The organism is Streptacidiphilus jeojiensis (assembly GCF_042510965.1).
Classification (GTDB): domain Bacteria; phylum Actinomycetota; class Actinomycetes; order Streptomycetales; family Streptomycetaceae; genus Streptacidiphilus; species Streptacidiphilus jeojiensis.
Window position 1 is genome coordinate 286,052 of sequence record NZ_JBEUKS010000007.1, and the last position, 15,394, is coordinate 301,445.

Below are 15,394 nucleotides of genomic sequence, written 5' to 3' on the forward strand. Positions count from 1 at the left end.
ACAGCGCTGATGGTGGCCGTTGCCAAGACTTCCGCGCCCGTACGGAAAAGGCCCGTGAAAGCTGCCGGGAAGAATTCCGAGGCAAAGCCGGAAGCCGTGGAGCAGCCCGAGCAGTCGGACCAGCCCGAGCCGGCTGATCTGTCCGAGGCTGCCGAGCCGACCGGCCAGGAGGTCTTCACCGTCTCCGACGAGGACGAGGACGACGCTCCCGCGCAGCTGGTGACCGTCGCCGGGGCCACCTCGGACCCGGTCAAGGACTACCTCAAGCAGATCGGCAAGGTCCCGCTGCTCAACGCCGAGCAGGAGGTCGTCCTCGCCAAGCGGATCGAGGCCGGGCTGCTGGCCCTGGCGATGACCGAGGGTGACGACGAGCTCACCCCGGAGCTGCGCCGCGAACTGGAGATCATCGCCGAGGACGGTAGCCGCGCCAAGAACCACCTGCTGGAGGCCAACCTCCGGCTGGTCGTCTCCATCGCCAAGCGCTACACCGGCCGCGGCATGCTGTTCCTGGACCTGATCCAGGAGGGCAATGTCGGCCTGATCCGGGCCGTGGAGAAGTTCGACTACACCAAGGGCTTCAAGTTCTCCACCTACGCCACCTGGTGGATCCGGCAGGCGATCACCCGCGCCATGGCCGACCAGGCCCGCACCATCCGCATCCCGGTGCACATGGTCGAGGTCATCAACAAGCTCGCCCGGGTGCAGCGCCAGCTGCTGCAGAGCCTGGGCCGGGAGGCGACCCCGGAGGAGCTGGCCAAGGAACTCGACATGACCCCGGAGAAGGTCGTCGAGGTGCAGAAGTACGGCCGCGAGCCGATCTCCCTGCACACCCCGCTCGGCGAGGAAGGCGACAGCGAGTTCGGCGACCTGATCGAGGACTCCGAAGCCGTGGTCCCGGCCGACGCGGTCAGCTTCACCCTGCTCCAGGAGCAGCTGCACGAGGTCCTGGACACCCTGGCCGAGCGCGAGGCCGGCGTGGTCTCGATGCGCTTCGGCCTGACCGACGGCCAGCCGAAGACCCTGGACGAGATCGGCAAGGTCTACGGCGTGACCCGCGAGCGGATCCGCCAGATCGAGTCCAAGACCATGTCCAAGCTGCGCCACCCCTCCCGCTCCCAGGTCCTGCGCGACTACCTGGACTAGGACCCGATGACGACGACTGCCCCGGTTCCCCCGCCCGGCTCCGACCCGGGGCCGGTCAGGGTGGACAGCTGGATCTGGTCGGTACGGCTGACCAAGACCCGCTCGCTGGCCGCGGCCGCCTGCAAGGCCGGCCACGTCCGGGTCAACGGCGAGCGGGCCAAGCCGGCCCAGCCGGTGCGCCCCGGCGACGAGGTGCGGGTGCGCGAGGGCGGCGGCTACGAGCGGGTGGTCACCGTGGCCAGGATCGTCCGCAAGCGGGTCGGCGCCCCGGTCGCCGCCGAGTGCTACGTCGACACCAGCCCGCCGCGGCCGCCGCGCGAGGAGGTCGTGCTGGTGGCCGTGCGGGACCGCGGCGCGGGCCGTCCTACCAAGCGGGACCGCCGCGAGCTGGAACGGCTGCAGCGGTACTGACCCGGAACTCGGTGCGGTCCGGGTGCAGCACCATCAGGTCGGGCAGGGCCCCGGCGGCCCCGTCCCACAGCCAGCCGCCCTCCGCCCCGTTGTAGCGGGGGCAGGAGAGCGACCAGGCCAGGTTGCCGCTGAGCATCAGTCCCCAGGCCGCCAGGTACGGCTCCAGCCCGGGTCGGTCGCGGTACGCCCGCCGCAGCCGGTCGGACTCGGCGAAGAAGGCGGCCTCGGCCCCGGCCAGCCGGGCGCACAGCTCGTCCACCGCCTGCTGCAGGTCCAGGCCGCGGGTGCGGCAGAGCACGCCGACCGCGTTCATCGGCTCGTCCAGCACGTACTCCTTGCGGTACGACAGCAGGTCGTTCACCAGGATGGTGTGCTCGAAGCAGGCGTCCAGGAAGCCGGCCAGCTCCCCGGCGGACGGCCCCGGATCGCGATCGCCCTCCAGCCCGAGGCCGTGCGCGATGGCCACCCCGACCAGGTCGAACGCGGCGTCGGCGCGGCGCACCGCCAGGTAGCCGGGGTAGTCGGCCACCGGTGCGGCCGACTTCACCGCGGCGGTCCGCACCACCTCGGAGAACCCCTCCACGAACCGGGCCCACAGCTGCGCCGAGACGCCTTGGCGGACCCGTTCCAGGGTCTGCGCCAGCAGCCGCAGATGCGCCGAACCGCCCTCGGCCGATGCCCCGCCCAGCACCGCCAGATAGCGCTCGGCCTGCGAGGTCTCGGTCGAGTCACCGTCCGTCACATCGTCCAGCAGGAACAGCACCGAGGCGGCCAGGCAGATGCCGAGCAGCCGGTCGGCGTCCGCCCCTGGCAGCACCCGGCACATCAGGCTGACGCCCTCGCACTCCCGGAACAACCGGTGCTCCAGCGGCAGTCCGACGCCCGCCATCCGCTCCCGGAACCAGGCGTCGTGCTCGCGCCGCAGCCGGGCCCGGTCGGGATGGTCACCGGGGTCGGGAAGCCGCCCCCCTGGCAGTGCCAGCGTCAGTTCGATCGTCATTCGGTGCTCCCACGGTCCGAGATCCGCCCTGCTCTGCAAACCCAACGACACACCCTTCCCCGCGTTGCTACGGTTCGCACGGGTGCGCGGGTGCACAGGGCCGTTCGGGGTAGGCGCCTGCTCCCGGCAGCCCAGCCGGGCCCTGAACGCGAGGAGTACCGTGAGCACGGACCAGGCCGACACACCGTCAGCACCGGCCCCGGACGAGGGGTCCACCGCACGGCCCGGCGCCGACGCCGCCAGGCGCTCCTGGTACACCGTCGGACTGCGGCTGGGGCTGGGCCTGCTGACGGCCTATCTGCTGATGCAGGCGGTGCTGAAGATCCAGAGCGTGCTGATGCTGGTGCTGCTCTCGCTGGTGATCGCGGTCAGCCTGGAGCCGATCGTCGGCTGGTTCACCAGCAGGGGCATGGCGCGGCGCTGGGCGGTGCTGACCGTGATCGTCGGCCTGGTGGTGGTGCTGGGCTCACTGATCTCGCTCTTCGTGCCCCCGGTGACCAGCGAGGTCAATGCGCTGGTGAAGATCATTCCGACCTGGCTGCAGCAGCTCCACGACCACCACTCCTTCCTGGGCCGGCTGGAGGACCGCTACCACCTGATCGCCAAGGTGAAGACACAGCTCGGCGGCAGCGGGGCGGGCACCGTCGTGAACGGCCTGATGGGGGCGGGGCAGCTGCTGATCAGCACCCTCACCGGCTTCTTCCTGGTGATCACCCTGACGCTGTACTTCCTGGCGAGCCTGCCCGCGCTGAAGCGGTTCTGCCTGCGCTTCGTCCGCGGCAGCCGGCGGGAGCGCGCCGAGGCGATGACCGACGAGGTGCTGCAGCGCACCGGCCGCTACATGCTTGCCAATGTGGCCACCTCGGTGATCGCGGGCCTGGCCACGCTGATCTGGCTGGTGGCCCTGGGCGTGCCCTACCCGGCGGCGCTGGGCGTCTTCGTGGGCCTGATGGACCTGATCCCGGTGGTCGGCTCGACCATCGGCGGCATCGTGGTCTCGCTGGTGGCACTGGTGGTGTCGTTCCCGGTGGCGGTGGCCACGGCGGTGTTCTACATCGTCTTCCGGATCGCCGAGGACTACCTGATCGTGCCCAGGGCGATGAAGTTCGCGGTCGAGGTGCATCCGCTGGTCACCATCCTGGCGGTGCTGGCGGGCGGCGCGCTGATGGGGGTGATCGGCGCGCTGATCGCCATCCCGGTGGCCGTCGCGGTGGGCCTGTTCCTGGACGAGGCGGTCTTCCCCGGAATCGCCGCGCGCTGAGGGCCGGCTCAGGAAAATCTGATGCGTCTTCAAGGTTTCAGCCCCCCAGTGCGGGTAGGCGTACTGTGCGGCTGGACCGGGAGGCACCAATCCCCCCTGGACTCCCGATCGCCGCCCCGGAAGGTCCTCTGCTCTCCCCCCAGCAGGGGACCTTCCGCATGTCACGTCACGTCGGGAGCGTCACGTCACACGGCGTCAGAGAATGGCGCCCGGGGTGTACTTGGCGGCCTCCGGGTAGCGCGCCGCCACCTGCTCCACCTGGCCGACGACCGCCGCGACCTGGCTCGCCGCCGCACCGGTGAAGGACAGTCGGTCCGCGAGCAGCGCGTCCAGCTGGGCCCGGTCCAGCGGGATCCGCTCGTCCTCGGCGAGCCGCTGCACCAGCTGGTTCTCGCGCACCCCGGCCCGCATGGCCAGCGCCGAGGCCACCGCGTGCTCCTTGATCGCCTCGTGCGCGGTCTCCCGGCCGACGCCGGCCCGGACCGAGGCCATCAGCACCTTGGTGGTGCCGAGGAAGGGCAGGTAGCGGTCCAGCTCGACGGCGATCACGGCGGGGAAGGCACCGAACTCGTCCAGCACCGTCAGGAAGGTCTCGACCAGGCCGTCGAAGGCGAAGAAGGCGTCCGGCAGGGCCACCCGGCGCACCACCGAGCAGGAGACGTCGCCCTCGTTCCACTGGTCGCCGCCCAGCTCGGAGACCATCGAGGCGTAGCCGCGCAGGATCACCGCCAGGCCGTTGACGCGCTCGCAGGAGCGGGTGTTCATCTTGTGCGGCATCGCCGAGGAGCCGACCTGGCCCTCCTTGAAGCCCTCGGTCACCAGCTCGATCCCGGCCATCAGCCGAATGGTCTTGGCCAGGCTGCTCGGTCCGGCCGCCAGTTGGACCAGCGCGGAGAGCACGTCGTAGTCCAGCGAGCGCGGGTAGACCTGGCCGACGCTGGTGAAGCCCTGCTGGAAGCCCAGGTGGCCGGCGACCCGCCGCTCCAGGTCGGCCAGCTTGTCCTGGTCGCCGCCGAGCAGGTCCAGCATGTCCTGGGAGGTGCCGACCGGGCCCTTGATGCCGCGCAGCGTGTAGCGGGCGATGAGCTCCTCCAGCCGCCGGAAGGCGACCAGGATCTCGTCGGCGGCCGAGGCGAAGCGCTTGCCGAGGGTGGTGGCCTGGGCCGCCACGTTGTGCGAGCGACCGGTCATGACCAGCTCGCCGTGCTCGGCCGCCAGCGCGGCCAGCCGCACCAGCAGCGCCACGGTGCGGTCCCGGACGTGCTCCAGGGACTGCCGGATCTGCAGCTGCTCGACGTTCTCGGTGAGGTCGCGCGAGGTCATGCCCTTGTGGATCTGCTCGTGCCCGGCCAGGGCGCTGAACTCCTCGATCCTGGCCTTCACGTCGTGCCGGGTGACCCGCTCGCGCTCGGCGATCGAGGCCAGGTCGACCTGGTCCAGCACCCGCTCGTAGTCGGCGACGGCTCCTTCCGGAACCTCGACCCCCAGGTCGGCCTGCGCCTTGAGCACGGCCAGCCACAGCTGCCGCTCCAGGACGACCTTGTGCTCGGGGGACCACAGGCGGGTCAACTCGCCGGAGGCGTAGCGGGAGGCGAGGACATTGGGGATCTTCGGCTTGACGGTCACGCTTCGCAAGCCTAACAGTCCAGGTCGGAGCGGTCGGCCGGGGCCACCGCCTGGGCCGCCGCAGACGTCGCCGGGGCCGTCGCCGGGGTCAGCGCACCAGCAGGTCCAGCAGCCGCTCCGCCTCGGCCGCCGGGTCGGCGCTCAGCCCGCAGTGCACCGGACCCGGCTGCACCACGGTGCTGCGCGGCGCGGTCAGCCAGCGGAAGCGGCGGCCGGGGTCGTCCGCCGCCGCCTGCCCGGCGTCCGCGCCGCCCGAGCAGACCGCGGCGACGGCCGCCAGCGCGCTGCGCACCGCGGTCACGTCCGCCTCCGGGTCCAGCGCCAGCAGCCGGCCCTCGTCCAGGTGGATCACCGCGCGGACCAGTCCGGCCTGGCGGCTGTAGACCAGCACCCCGGCGTTCATCCGCTCCCCGCGCTCGACCCGGGGCACCACCCGGACCAGCGCGTACTCGTACACGTACTCGGTCATCCCGCCACCTCCGGCAGCCAGTTCCGCGGGCCCGACACCCGGGCGGCGAGCTGGGCCACGTAGGCCTCCCTGACCTCGGCCGCCGAGCCGAAGCCCGGCTCGTCCTCCAGCCAGACGCCGGGGACCAGCGCCAGCACCTCCCGGAGCAGCTCCTCGGTGACCGTCCCGGCCAGTGCGGCGTCGGCGGCCCCGAGGTCCGGGGCGAACCGCAGCAGTGCGTGGTCCGAGGCGTCGTAGGGCCGGTCCACCGCCGCCGCTGCCCGGGGCCAGTTGTGGTGGAAGATCAGGCTGGCGCCGTGGTCGATGAGCCACAGCTCGCCGCGCAGCACCAGCAGGTTGGGGTTGCGCCAGGACCGGTCCACATTGCCGGTCAGCGCGTCCAGCCAGAGCACCCGCCCGGCGGTCACCGGGTCGACCGGGAAGGCCAGCGGGTCGAAGCCCAGGGCCCGCGGCAGGAAGGCCACCCCCAGGTTGGTGCCGCCGGAGGCCTTCACCAGGTCCTGCACCCGCTCGTCCGGTTCGCCCACCACCAGCAGCGGATCGACCTCGACGGTGGCCAGTTCCGGCACCCGCAGGCCGAGCCGGCGGGCCAGCTCGCCCGAGACCACCTCGGCCACCAGCGCCTTGCGCCCCTGCGCCGCGCCGGTGAACTTGGCCACCCAGTGCCCGCCGTCGCCGCCCTCCACCAGCCCCGGCAGCGAGCCGCCCTCCCGAAGCGGCGTCACATACCGGACAGCCCGCAGCTCAGACAACATGGGCCCCACCCTATCCGGCGGCCCGCCCCTCGGTGCGGCCACCGACTTGGCCGTTCCCGGTGGCAGCGCACTGGTGTGCGTGCCAGGGTGGCGGGCAGGAATAGGCCCATATGAACATGCGACGCACTATGACGACATCCACTAGGAGTGAACATGGAACGACCTCGGATCCTGGTGGTCGGCGGCGGTTTCGCCGGCGTCGAGTGCGCCCGGAGGCTGGAGCGGAAGCTGGCCCCCGGTGAGGCCGACATCGCCATCGTCGCCCCGTTCAGCTACGAGCTGTACCTCCCGCTGCTGCCGCAGGTGGCCGCCGGGGTGCTGACCCCGCAGTCGGTCGCGGTGTCGCTGCGCCGGATGCTGACCCGGACCCGGATCATCCCCGGCGGCGCCATCGGCGTCGACCCCAGGGCGAAGGTCTGCGTGGTCCGGAAGATCACCGACGAGATCGTGAACGAGGAGTACGACTACATCGTGCTCGCCCCCGGCAGCGTCACCCGCACCTTCGACATCCCCGGGCTGAGCGACCACGCGCGCGGGATGAAGACCCTCGCCGAGGCCGCCTTCGTGCGCGACCACGTGATCAGCCAGCTGGACCTGGCCGACGCGGCCACCAACCGGGAGGAGCGGATCTCCCGGCTGCAGTTCGTGGTCGTCGGCGGCGGCTACGCCGGCACCGAGACCGCCGCCTGCCTGCAGCGGGTGACCACCTCGGCGGTGAAGCGCTATCCGCGGCTGAACCCCAACCTGATCAAGTGGCACCTGATCGACATCGCCCCCAAGCTGATGCCGGAGCTGGGCGACAAGCTCGGCGCCACCGCGCTGGACGTGCTGCGCAAGCGCGGGATCGAGGTCTCGCTGGGGGTCTCGGTGGCCGAGGTCGGCGAGGAGTCGGTGAAGTTCACCGACGGCCGGGTGGTCCCCTCGCGCACCCTGATCTGGACCGCCGGCGTCGCCGCCAGCCCGCTGATCGCCACCCTGGACGCGGAGACGGTACGCGGCCGGCTGGTGACCACCGCCGAGATGAAGGTCCCGCAGTTCGAGGGCGTCTACGCGCTGGGCGACGCGGCCGCCGTGCCCGACCTGGCCAAGGGCGACGGCTCGGTCTGCCCGCCGACCGCGCAGCACGCCCAGCGGCAGGGCAAGGTCGTCGCCGACAACGTCGTGGCCGCGCTGCGCGGGCAGGAGGCCAAGCCCTACTTCCACAAGGACCTGGGCCTGGTGGTGGACCTGGGCGGCGCCGACGCGGTGTCCAAGCCGCTCGGGGTGGAGCTCACCGGCGTGGCCGCGCAGGGCGTGGCCCGCGGCTACCACCTGATGGCGCTGCGGACCAATGTCGCCAAGGTGCGGGTGATGACCAACTGGCTGCTCAACGCGACCGCCGGGGACGACTTCGTCCGCACCGGCTTCCAGCGCGGCCGCCCGGCCACGCTGCGCGACTTCGAGTACACCGACTCGTACCTGACCAAGGACGAGATCAAGGCCCACACCGAGTCGCTCAGGGCGCGCCAGTGAGCCCCTCGGGCACGTAGGCGGGGAAGCCGGGCGTCCACCACGCCCGGCCCTCCGCCGTGACGGCGAAGCCCTCCAGCCCCGGCCGCGTCTCCAGCCAGGCCCGCCCGGCGCCCGGGCCCATCGCGAAGGCCGTGGTGGCGGCGATGTCCGCGGCCGTCAGCGACGCCCCCACCACCGACACCGACAGCAGTCCGGCCGGGACCGGCCGACCGGTGTGCGGGTCCAGGATGTGCTCGCCCCGCTCGGCCGTCCCCGAGGTGGCCAGGGCGATGCCGCTGCCGCGGACCACGGTCGCGAACGCCCCCGGGTGCAGCGGATGGGCCACCGCCAGGCTCCAGCCCCGCCCCGGCTCGGGCTCCCCCGCGGTCTGCACGTCCCCGCCGCCGTTGACGCTGTGGTCCGCCGAGCCGGCCTCCAGCAGGATCCGCGAGGCCCGCTCCACCGCCCAGCCCTTGACCACGCCGGAGGGGTCGAGACCGCCACTGGGGCCGTCGGGTCCGCCGGGCCGCACCGAGAAGAAGCCGTCGCCGTCCCGCTCCGCCGCCGCTCCCAGCGCCAGCACCTCGGCGACGTCGGGATCGCACTCACCGACCGTCAGTTCGCCCCGCCCCAACCGGCTGATCTGGCTGTCCGGACGGTAGGTGGAGAAGACCCGGTCCACCCGGTGCAGCCAGGCGACCGCCCGCCGCAGGCCGTCGACGGCCCGGTCGTCCGCCCTCCTGAGGTCGAAGGACACCACGGTGCCCATCACCTGCTCGGCATGGCGCAGCACGGCCCGCTCCATCCCGTCCTCCTGTCGCCGCACGGTCATATCTCCAGAAAATACGTCAGCCTGATCATGCGTCAGAAAGACGAAGCGCCTCACTCCTTCGAGTGAGCCGAAACCTCCCCCTCGAAGGGCATCCTCGCAGCCCAGCCGGGTGACTCCGGACGCCACGCCGCCCTGCGGCCAATGGACGCCACGGTACGTTGACAGGCTTAGTCCTGTAGCCATGCGCCAGAACTCCTCATCACTCCGCGACCTCCTCCCCTCGCGGCCGCTGTCCCGACGGACCCTGATCGGGACGGCCGTGGCCGGCACCGCGGCCACCGCACTGCTCCCCGGCACCGCCGCAGCCGCCATCGCAGCCGCCCCGGGCAGCGGCCTGCCCTCGGACCGGACCGCCGCGGCCGAGGTGCACGCCGAGTTCCTGCACGGCTGGCGCGGCTACACCGAGCACGCCTGGGGCTACGACGAGGTCTGCCCGGTGAGCCGCCGCCACCACGACTTCTTCGCCCCCGGGCACACCTTCGGCCTGTCCATGGTGGAGGCCCTGGACACCCTCTACCTGATGGGCGAGGACGCCGAACTGACCCGCAGCTGCGACTGGATCGACGCCCATCTGGACCCGGCCCAGAACGTCCAGGTGCAGCTGTTCGAGGCGGTCATCCGGCTGGTCGGCGGGCTGCTCGCGGGCCATCTGGCCACCGGCAGGTCCAGCCTGCTGGCCCGGGCCAGGGAGCTGTCCGACCGGCTGCTGCCCGCCTTCACCAAGTCGCCGACCGGCATCCCGTACACCCGTGTCAACCTGCGCACCGGCGCGGTCTCGGGCACCACCGTGCCGCTGGCCGAGGCCTGCACCAACGTCATGGAGTTCGGCCTGCTGTCCGACCTCACCGGCGACCCGCGCTACTACGACGCCTCGATGCGCGCCTACCGGGCCGTCATCTCCCGCCGCAGCTCGCTGGGGCTGCTGGGGTCGACCATCCACGCCGAGACCGGCCGCTGGATCGACACCACCGCCGCCGCCCCCAACCCGCCGGTGGACTCCTTCTACGAGTACCTCTGGGGCGGCTCGGCCCTGCTCGGCGACCGTCAGCTGTCCACCTGGTACCGGCAGCTGACCGCGGCGATCACGGCCCACCAGGCGGTCACCGTCGGCGGCCGGCTGTGGTTCAGGTCCGTCGACTTCCGCACCGGGAGGCCCGTCGGCGGCACCGCCCAGTCCGAGCTGGGGTCCTTCTACGCCGGCCTGCTCGCCAAGGGCGGCGACCTGAAGCGCGGTCAGGCGTACTTCCGCACCTGGTCCGACGTGCTGGCCCGGCACCCGGTGCTGCCGGAGACGGTGGACCCGGCCACCCTGGCCGCGGTCGACAAGGGCAGCCAGCTGCGCCCCGAGTACGCCAACGCCGCGCTGGACCTCTGGCGGCTGACCGGTGACGCCGGCTACAAGCAGGCCGCCTACCGCCTCTTCACCGGGATGCGGGCCAACCAGCGGGTGGCCGACGGGTACACCGTCTCCGGCGATGTGACGGTGCGTGGGATGCAGCCCGGGGACCTCACCCCCGCCTACTGGTTCGCCGAGAACATGAAGTACCAGTGGCTGCTGTTCTCCGCCACGCCCCGGTTCGACTACCGGTCCGGCATCCTCTCCACCGAGGGCAAGGTGCTGTCCGGGCTGCTGCGCCGGTAGCCGATAGGCTTCCTGCTCGGGCTAGGTTAGAGCGCGGTAAGAGCCGGCGCGGTGAGAACGGTCGAGGGGACAGCGGGAAGCATGAGTGCAAGCGGCGGTAGCAAGGCGATCGTGGCGGCGCTGGGGGCGAATCTGGCCATCGCGCTGGCGAAGTTCGTGGCGTTCGCCTTCAGCGGGTCCTCCTCGATGCTCGCGGAGGGCGTGCACTCGGTCGCCGACTCGGGCAACCAGGCGCTGCTGCTGCTCGGCGGCCGCAAGGCCAAGCGGGCGGCGACCGAGGAGCACCCCTTCGGCTACGGCCGGGAGCGCTACGTCTACGGGTTCCTGGTCGCCATCGTGCTGTTCAGCGTCGGCGGCCTGTTCGCGCTGTACGAGGGGGTCGAGAAGGTGCGGCACCCGCACTCGCTGGACCACTGGTACTGGCCGGTCGGCGTGCTGCTGTTCTCGATCTGCGCGGAGGGCTTCTCCTTCCGCACCGCGGTGAGGGAGTCCGGGGAGCTGCGCGGCTCGCAGAGCTGGGTCCAGTTCATCCGCCGGGCCAAGGCGCCCGAGCTGCCGATCGTGCTGCTGGAGGACTTCGGCGCGCTGATCGGCCTGGTCCTGGCGCTGTTCGGGGTGGGGCTGAGCCTGGCCACCGGGGACGGCGTCTGGGACGGCGTGGGCACGCTCTGCATCGGCACCCTGCTGGTGTGCATCGCGGTGGTGCTCGGCATCGAGACCAAGAGCCTGCTGCTCGGCGAGGGCGCGGGGGCGGCCGACAACGCCTCGATCCGCGCCGCGCTGGTGGACGGGGACGTGGTCACCGGGGTGATCCACATGCGCACCCTCTACCTGGGCCCGGAGGAGCTGCTGGTGGCGGCCAAGATCGCGGTGCAGCACGACGACACCGCCGCCGAAGTGGCCCGGGCCATCGACGCGGCCGAGGCCCGGATCAGGGCCGCGGTGCCGATCGCCCGGGTGATCTACCTGGAGCCGGACATCCGGCGGGCCTGAGCGGCCCGGTCACGGCCCGACGGCGGCGCGACCGGCACGGCCCGCCTTCACCAGCCGCACCGCCACCGAGCCGAGGATGCGGTGGCCGGCCTTCTCCGACGCGCCGATGACCACCGCGTCGGCCTTCAGTCGGTCGGCGTGCTCCACGATGCCCGCGTAGGCGTCACCGGGCGCGGTGTGGAACTCCCAGCGGATGCTGGGGCCGTGGCTGCCCTGGTCGACGCCCTCGCGGATCTGCCGCTCCAGGTCCGCGGCGACCTCGTGCCCGGCCTGGTTGATGGCGACGCCCACGTCGGCACCGCCCATGGTGCCCATCGGCTGTATGTAGACCAGCGCGAGCATCGAGCCCTGCCGCCGGGCCAGCCCCGCCGCGTAGGCCGCGGCGCGCATCGAGGACGGCGAACCGTCCAGTCCGGCGACGATCACGGAGGGGCCGTCGGTCCCCAGCTCGAACATGCGGGCTCCCTCATCCATCGAATCGCTGTACGCACTGAGCATTATGCCGTCGTGGAGCGCCATCGGGCCGGAGCGTCGACTTGGTGGACCCGGTCGGCATGGCCGACTTGTACGATTCTCAACGATTACTCATCAAATCACCGGCCCGGGCACAGAACTGATCTGGGAGCGTAGCGGCGTGAGGGTTCTCCGACCGCGGGCTGCCGCCCGATCCGCCGCCCGCTGGGTCGTCACCGTGCTCGCCTGGCTGCTGGTGATGGCCGGTGGCAGCGCCACCGCCGCGGTCGCCGCCACCCAGGGGCCGGGCAGCAGCGGTCCGGTCATGCCCTCGGCCAGGTCGGCACGGGTGGGCGCGCTGTTCGACGACAGCAGCATGTCGTACCACTACTGCTCGGCGAGCGTGGTGCACAGCCCCGGCGGCGACCTCATCGTCACCGCCGCGCACTGCCTCTCCACCGACCCGGGGACCACGGTCTTCGTCCCCGGCTACCGCGACGGCACGGCTCCCTACGGGGAGTGGAAGGTGGTCGACGTCGTCGAGGACACCCGCTGGACCGCCGACGACGACACCGACCTCGACGTCGCCTTCGCCGTGGTGGCACCGCTGCACGGCCGCACCCTGGAGCAGGTGGTGGGGGCGAACCGGCTGGAGACCGATCCCGACGTGGGCGACGGCGCGTCGGTCGCGGTCACCCTCACCGGCTATCCGCAGGACAAGGACGCGCCGATCACCTGCAGCAACACCGCGAGCCGGTTCGCCGACACCCAACTGCGGGTGGTCTGCGCCGACTTCACCGACGGCACCAGCGGCAGCCCCTGGGTCGTGGCCGCGACGGGCAAGGCCGCGGACAGCGTGGGCAGGCAGGGCGATGCGATCGTGGGGGTCATCGGCGGCTTCGAGCAGGGCGGCTACACCGCCGGCATCTCCTACAGCAGCTACTTCGACCAGGACACGCTGGCGCTCTACCAGCAGGCCGTGCGGTCCGCCGCCCGGCTCGGCCGGTCCGGGTCAGGCCGTCTCTGAGACGTCCACCGAGGACGCCGCCGACTCCGTCCGTGCCTCCTCCTCCGGCGCGCCGCTGCCCGACTGCAACCGGGACAGGCCGACCACACCCAGCAGCACCAGCCCGACCCCGAAGATCTCCGGCACCAGCCACCAGCCGACCCGCACCGACTCCGAGTACAGCGTCACCCCCAGGGACAGGCTGATAAGCGCGTCGCCCAGGGTCAGCGCGGGCTGGGACGCCACCAGCGGTCCCGCCTGCATGGCGTTCTCCAGCAGGAACAGCGCGCAGACGCCGACCGCGGCGAAGGCGTAGGTCTGCCAGGCGGTGAAGAACGCCCTGACACCGCCGTGGTCGAGGGTGTCGGTGGCCGACTTCATCAGGGCGGCGGTGAGGGCGTAGCCGATGGCCGCCGCCGTCCCCAGGCAGGCCGCGCGGGCCCGGCCGACCGGCCGCTTCAGCGCCGCGCCGGCGAGCACCACCATCATCCCGCCGCAGCAGAGCAGCGCCAGCAGCCAGAGCGCCGCCGGAGGCTGCAGCTCCCCGCCGCTGGGGGCGGCCGCGGCCAGCGCGGTGCCCAGACCGACCACGATGCAGGCCACCGACAGCCAGCCGCTGCGCGGCATCGGCTTGCGGAAGACCAGCCCCGAGATCAGCAGCGCGAACGGCAGCTCCAGCACGAAGATCGGCTGGACCACCGCCAGCGGGCCGGTGACCAGCGCCAACCCCTGGAAGACCGCCGCGAAGATCACCCCGAGGATGCCGAAGAACCAGATCGGGGTCCGCAGCAGGTCCCACATCAGCTGCAGCTGGAACCCGTTCGACTGCGGGACGATCAGTGCGGCGCGCCGCTGCAGGACCGTGCCCAGCGCATTGCTCACGGCGGCGAGCACGGCGAAGACCACCGACAGTGTTGCCATCAACGACACGGCTCTCCCCCTCCCTCGCAGCGCCCGGGCCCCATCCATCGGTACACGGCTCGATGCTACCGGCTGACTTGGAACCACCGGTGACATGCCACTGAGTACGATGTGAGCATGGGCCAGCCGAATGAGCAGCGCGATCCGCGCCCCGGGCGCCTCGACCCGGCGGCCGCCGCCCGGGTGGCCGGAACCCTGCAGGCCCTGGCCACCCCCTCCCGGCTGCTGATCCTGGCCCGGCTGCGCGAGGGCGCCTGCGCCGCCACCGAACTGGCCGCCGAGGTGGGCCTGGAGCAGTCCGCCTGCTCGCACCAGCTGCGGGTGCTGCGCGAGCAGGGCCTGGTGGTCGGCGAGCGCCGCGGACGCAGCGTGGTCTACGCCCTGTACGACTCCCATGTCGCGGCCCTGCTGGACCAGGCGGTGCACCACGTGGAGCACCTGCACCAGGAACACGCGCGGCCCGCGAGCCTCGGCCTGTCCCCGGTGCCCGGACTCCTATGATGGCCTGATGCAGGCGATCACCGACTGGTTGCAGCACCTGTCCGGACCCCTGGTCTACCTGGTCGTCGCCGCTCTGGTGTTCACCGAGGACGCCCTCTTCTTCGGCTTCGTGCTGCCCGGCGAGACCGCCGTGGTCATCGGCGGGGTCATCGCCAGCGCGCACAACGGGGTGAACCTGCCCGCGCTGATGGCGGTGGTGGTGCTGGCCGCCGTGGTCGGCGACTCGGTGGGGTACGAGGTGGGCCGGCGGTTCGGCCCCGCCCTGCTGTCCACCCGGCTCGCGGTGCGGTACCAGGACCGGATCGAGCGCTCGCGCACCTTCATGCGCGAGAAGGGCCCGGCCGCGGTGTTCCTGGGCCGCTTCGTGGCCCTGTTCCGGGCCATGGTCCCGGCGCTGGCCGGGCTCTCCCAGCTGCCGTACCGGCGGTTCCTGCTGTTCAACGCGGCGGGCGGGCTGATCTGGGGCGTCGGCTACACCCTGCTGGGGTACCTGGCCGGGGCGGCCTACGCGAGGACCGCGCACACCGTGGGGACGGTGGCCGCCGGCGTGGTCGGCGGGATCGTGCTGATCGCACTGTGCGTCTGGCTCTGGCGGCGCCACCACCGCGCGCCCGAGACGGAGGCGGCCGCTGCCGAGGCGGCTGCTGCGGAGGCGGCTGCTGCGGAGGCGGCTGCTGCGGAGGCGGCTGACGGCGCGGACGCTGCGGAGGCTAAAGGCGCTGCGGACACCGAAGACGCTGCGGACGCGGACTCCGACAGCTGAGCCCGGCTGCGGCCCGGCCTCCGGCTGCGCACTGACCATTCGTCAGCTCTGATCCTGTCGAGCCCATTGTGCCCGGCGGGGGCTGCTGCCTATCCTCGCTGCGGACACATTCATGACCGTCGGTCAT

Annotated in this window: 15 protein-coding genes and 1 pseudogene; 9 read left to right on the forward strand and 7 right to left on the reverse strand. The window is 72.2% G+C overall.

Annotated features, from left to right (window positions below; genetic code table 11):
• Both ABUW04_RS21200 and ABUW04_RS21205 read left to right on the forward strand, forming a co-directional pair.
• A pseudogene (locus ABUW04_RS21200) lies at positions 1 to 1,143 on the forward strand (RNA polymerase sigma factor); the annotation flags it as partial.
• Positions 1,144 to 1,149: 6 nt separating this feature from the next.
• Positions 1,150 to 1,554: an RNA-binding S4 domain-containing protein gene (locus ABUW04_RS21205; RefSeq protein ID WP_380566227.1), complete on the forward strand. Its 405-nt coding sequence runs from the start codon at positions 1,150 to 1,152 to the stop codon at positions 1,552 to 1,554.
• On the opposite strand, the gene ABUW04_RS21210 is transcribed toward ABUW04_RS21205, so the two are convergent.
• Positions 1,508 to 2,554, reverse strand: a complete 1,047-nt coding sequence (locus ABUW04_RS21210) for a terpene synthase family protein (RefSeq protein ID WP_380566228.1) — start codon at positions 2,552 to 2,554, stop codon at positions 1,508 to 1,510. The two genes, ABUW04_RS21205 and ABUW04_RS21210, sit on opposite strands and share 47 nt — an antisense overlap.
• A gap of 160 nt (positions 2,555 to 2,714) precedes the next feature.
• Here ABUW04_RS21210 and ABUW04_RS21215 point away from each other — a divergent pair, with 160 nt between their 5' ends.
• Complete coding sequence (locus tag ABUW04_RS21215) at positions 2,715 to 3,815, forward strand: AI-2E family transporter (protein WP_380566229.1); 1,101 nt, start codon at positions 2,715 to 2,717, stop codon at positions 3,813 to 3,815.
• Between the two features lie 195 nt (positions 3,816 to 4,010).
• Here ABUW04_RS21215 and purB read toward each other — a convergent pair whose 3' ends face one another.
• The 3 genes from purB to ABUW04_RS21230 form a co-directional block, all read right to left on the reverse strand.
• Entirely contained in the window at positions 4,011 to 5,441 is a 1,431-nt protein-coding gene (gene purB, locus ABUW04_RS21220) for an adenylosuccinate lyase (RefSeq protein ID WP_380566230.1), read from the reverse strand.
• Positions 5,442 to 5,529: 88 nt separating this feature from the next.
• Entirely contained in the window at positions 5,530 to 5,910 is a 381-nt protein-coding gene (locus ABUW04_RS21225; RefSeq protein WP_380566231.1) for a DUF3037 domain-containing protein, read from the reverse strand.
• A complete protein-coding gene (locus ABUW04_RS21230) occupies positions 5,907 to 6,665 on the reverse strand; it encodes a HipA family kinase (protein WP_084714976.1) in 759 nt (252 codons plus the stop codon). Before ABUW04_RS21230 ends, ABUW04_RS21225 begins: the two co-directional genes overlap by 4 nt.
• Before the next feature lie 153 nt (positions 6,666 to 6,818).
• On the opposite strand from ABUW04_RS21230, the gene ABUW04_RS21235 reads away from it, so the two are divergent.
• Positions 6,819 to 8,177: an NAD(P)/FAD-dependent oxidoreductase gene (locus ABUW04_RS21235; RefSeq protein ID WP_030259667.1), complete on the forward strand. Its 1,359-nt coding sequence runs from the start codon at positions 6,819 to 6,821 to the stop codon at positions 8,175 to 8,177.
• Here ABUW04_RS21235 and ABUW04_RS21240 read toward each other — a convergent pair.
• Positions 8,161 to 8,988, reverse strand: a complete 828-nt coding sequence (locus ABUW04_RS21240; protein WP_380566232.1) for an FAD:protein FMN transferase — start codon at positions 8,986 to 8,988, stop codon at positions 8,161 to 8,163. The genes ABUW04_RS21235 and ABUW04_RS21240 overlap by 17 nt on opposite strands.
• A gap of 181 nt (positions 8,989 to 9,169) precedes the next feature.
• Here ABUW04_RS21240 and ABUW04_RS21245 point away from each other — a divergent pair, with 181 nt between their 5' ends.
• Positions 9,170 to 10,630 carry a glycoside hydrolase family 47 protein gene (locus tag ABUW04_RS21245; RefSeq protein WP_051726023.1) on the forward strand — a complete coding sequence of 487 codons (1,461 nt, stop codon included), beginning with the start codon at positions 9,170 to 9,172 and terminating at the stop codon, positions 10,628 to 10,630.
• An 81-nt stretch (positions 10,631 to 10,711) separates the two neighbouring features.
• Positions 10,712 to 11,623, forward strand: coding sequence for a cation diffusion facilitator family transporter (locus ABUW04_RS21250; RefSeq protein WP_030259659.1), 912 nt, complete (start codon positions 10,712 to 10,714; stop codon positions 11,621 to 11,623).
• Positions 11,624 to 11,632: 9 nt separating this feature from the next.
• Here ABUW04_RS21250 and ABUW04_RS21255 read toward each other — a convergent pair whose 3' ends face one another.
• Positions 11,633 to 12,079 (reverse strand): universal stress protein, encoded by a 447-nt coding sequence (locus ABUW04_RS21255; RefSeq protein ID WP_449341753.1) that lies wholly within the window; start codon positions 12,077 to 12,079, stop codon positions 11,633 to 11,635.
• A gap of 178 nt (positions 12,080 to 12,257) precedes the next feature.
• On the opposite strand from ABUW04_RS21255, the gene ABUW04_RS21260 reads away from it, so the two are divergent.
• Complete coding sequence (locus tag ABUW04_RS21260; RefSeq protein WP_030259655.1) at positions 12,258 to 13,103, forward strand: trypsin-like serine peptidase; 846 nt, start codon at positions 12,258 to 12,260, stop codon at positions 13,101 to 13,103.
• On the opposite strand, the gene ABUW04_RS21265 is transcribed toward ABUW04_RS21260, so the two are convergent.
• On the reverse strand, positions 13,089 to 14,003 hold the full coding sequence (locus ABUW04_RS21265; RefSeq protein ID WP_380566234.1) for a DMT family transporter: 915 nt from the start codon (positions 14,001 to 14,003) through the stop codon (positions 13,089 to 13,091). The two genes, ABUW04_RS21260 and ABUW04_RS21265, sit on opposite strands and share 15 nt — an antisense overlap.
• 117 nt (positions 14,004 to 14,120) lie before the next feature.
• On the opposite strand from ABUW04_RS21265, the gene ABUW04_RS21270 reads away from it, so the two are divergent.
• On the forward strand, positions 14,121 to 14,504 hold the full coding sequence (locus ABUW04_RS21270; protein ID WP_051726022.1) for an ArsR/SmtB family transcription factor: 384 nt from the start codon (positions 14,121 to 14,123) through the stop codon (positions 14,502 to 14,504).
• Positions 14,505 to 14,511: 7 nt separating this feature from the next.
• Positions 14,512 to 15,267: a DedA family protein gene (locus tag ABUW04_RS21275; RefSeq protein WP_380566235.1), complete on the forward strand. Its 756-nt coding sequence runs from the start codon at positions 14,512 to 14,514 to the stop codon at positions 15,265 to 15,267.
• Positions 15,268 to 15,394 lie beyond the last annotated feature (127 nt).

What these genes read in the sequence shown, in the direction of transcription:
- ABUW04_RS21270 (WP_051726022.1), top strand. Translation starts at nt 14,121, where the DNA reads ATGGGCCAGCCGAATGAGCAGCGCGATCCGCGCCCCGGGCGCCTCGAC.
- ABUW04_RS21225 (WP_380566231.1), bottom strand. Translation starts at nt 5,910, where the DNA reads ATGACCGAGTACGTGTACGAGTACGCGCTGGTCCGGGTGGTGCCCCGG.
- ABUW04_RS21230 (WP_084714976.1), bottom strand. Translation starts at nt 6,665, where the DNA reads ATGTTGTCTGAGCTGCGGGCTGTCCGGTATGTGACGCCGCTTCGGGAG.
- ABUW04_RS21250 (WP_030259659.1), top strand. Translation starts at nt 10,712, where the DNA reads ATGAGTGCAAGCGGCGGTAGCAAGGCGATCGTGGCGGCGCTGGGGGCG.
- ABUW04_RS21235 (WP_030259667.1), top strand. Translation starts at nt 6,819, where the DNA reads ATGGAACGACCTCGGATCCTGGTGGTCGGCGGCGGTTTCGCCGGCGTC.
- ABUW04_RS21275 (WP_380566235.1), top strand. Translation starts at nt 14,512, where the DNA reads ATGCAGGCGATCACCGACTGGTTGCAGCACCTGTCCGGACCCCTGGTC.
- ABUW04_RS21245 (WP_051726023.1), top strand. Translation starts at nt 9,170, where the DNA reads ATGCGCCAGAACTCCTCATCACTCCGCGACCTCCTCCCCTCGCGGCCG.
- ABUW04_RS21210 (WP_380566228.1), bottom strand. Translation starts at nt 2,554, where the DNA reads ATGACGATCGAACTGACGCTGGCACTGCCAGGGGGGCGGCTTCCCGAC.
- ABUW04_RS21205 (WP_380566227.1), top strand. Translation starts at nt 1,150, where the DNA reads ATGACGACGACTGCCCCGGTTCCCCCGCCCGGCTCCGACCCGGGGCCG.
- ABUW04_RS21265 (WP_380566234.1), bottom strand. Translation starts at nt 14,003, where the DNA reads ATGGCAACACTGTCGGTGGTCTTCGCCGTGCTCGCCGCCGTGAGCAAT.
- ABUW04_RS21240 (WP_380566232.1), bottom strand. Translation starts at nt 8,988, where the DNA reads ATGACCGTGCGGCGACAGGAGGACGGGATGGAGCGGGCCGTGCTGCGC.
- ABUW04_RS21255 (WP_449341753.1), bottom strand. Translation starts at nt 12,079, where the DNA reads ATGTTCGAGCTGGGGACCGACGGCCCCTCCGTGATCGTCGCCGGACTG.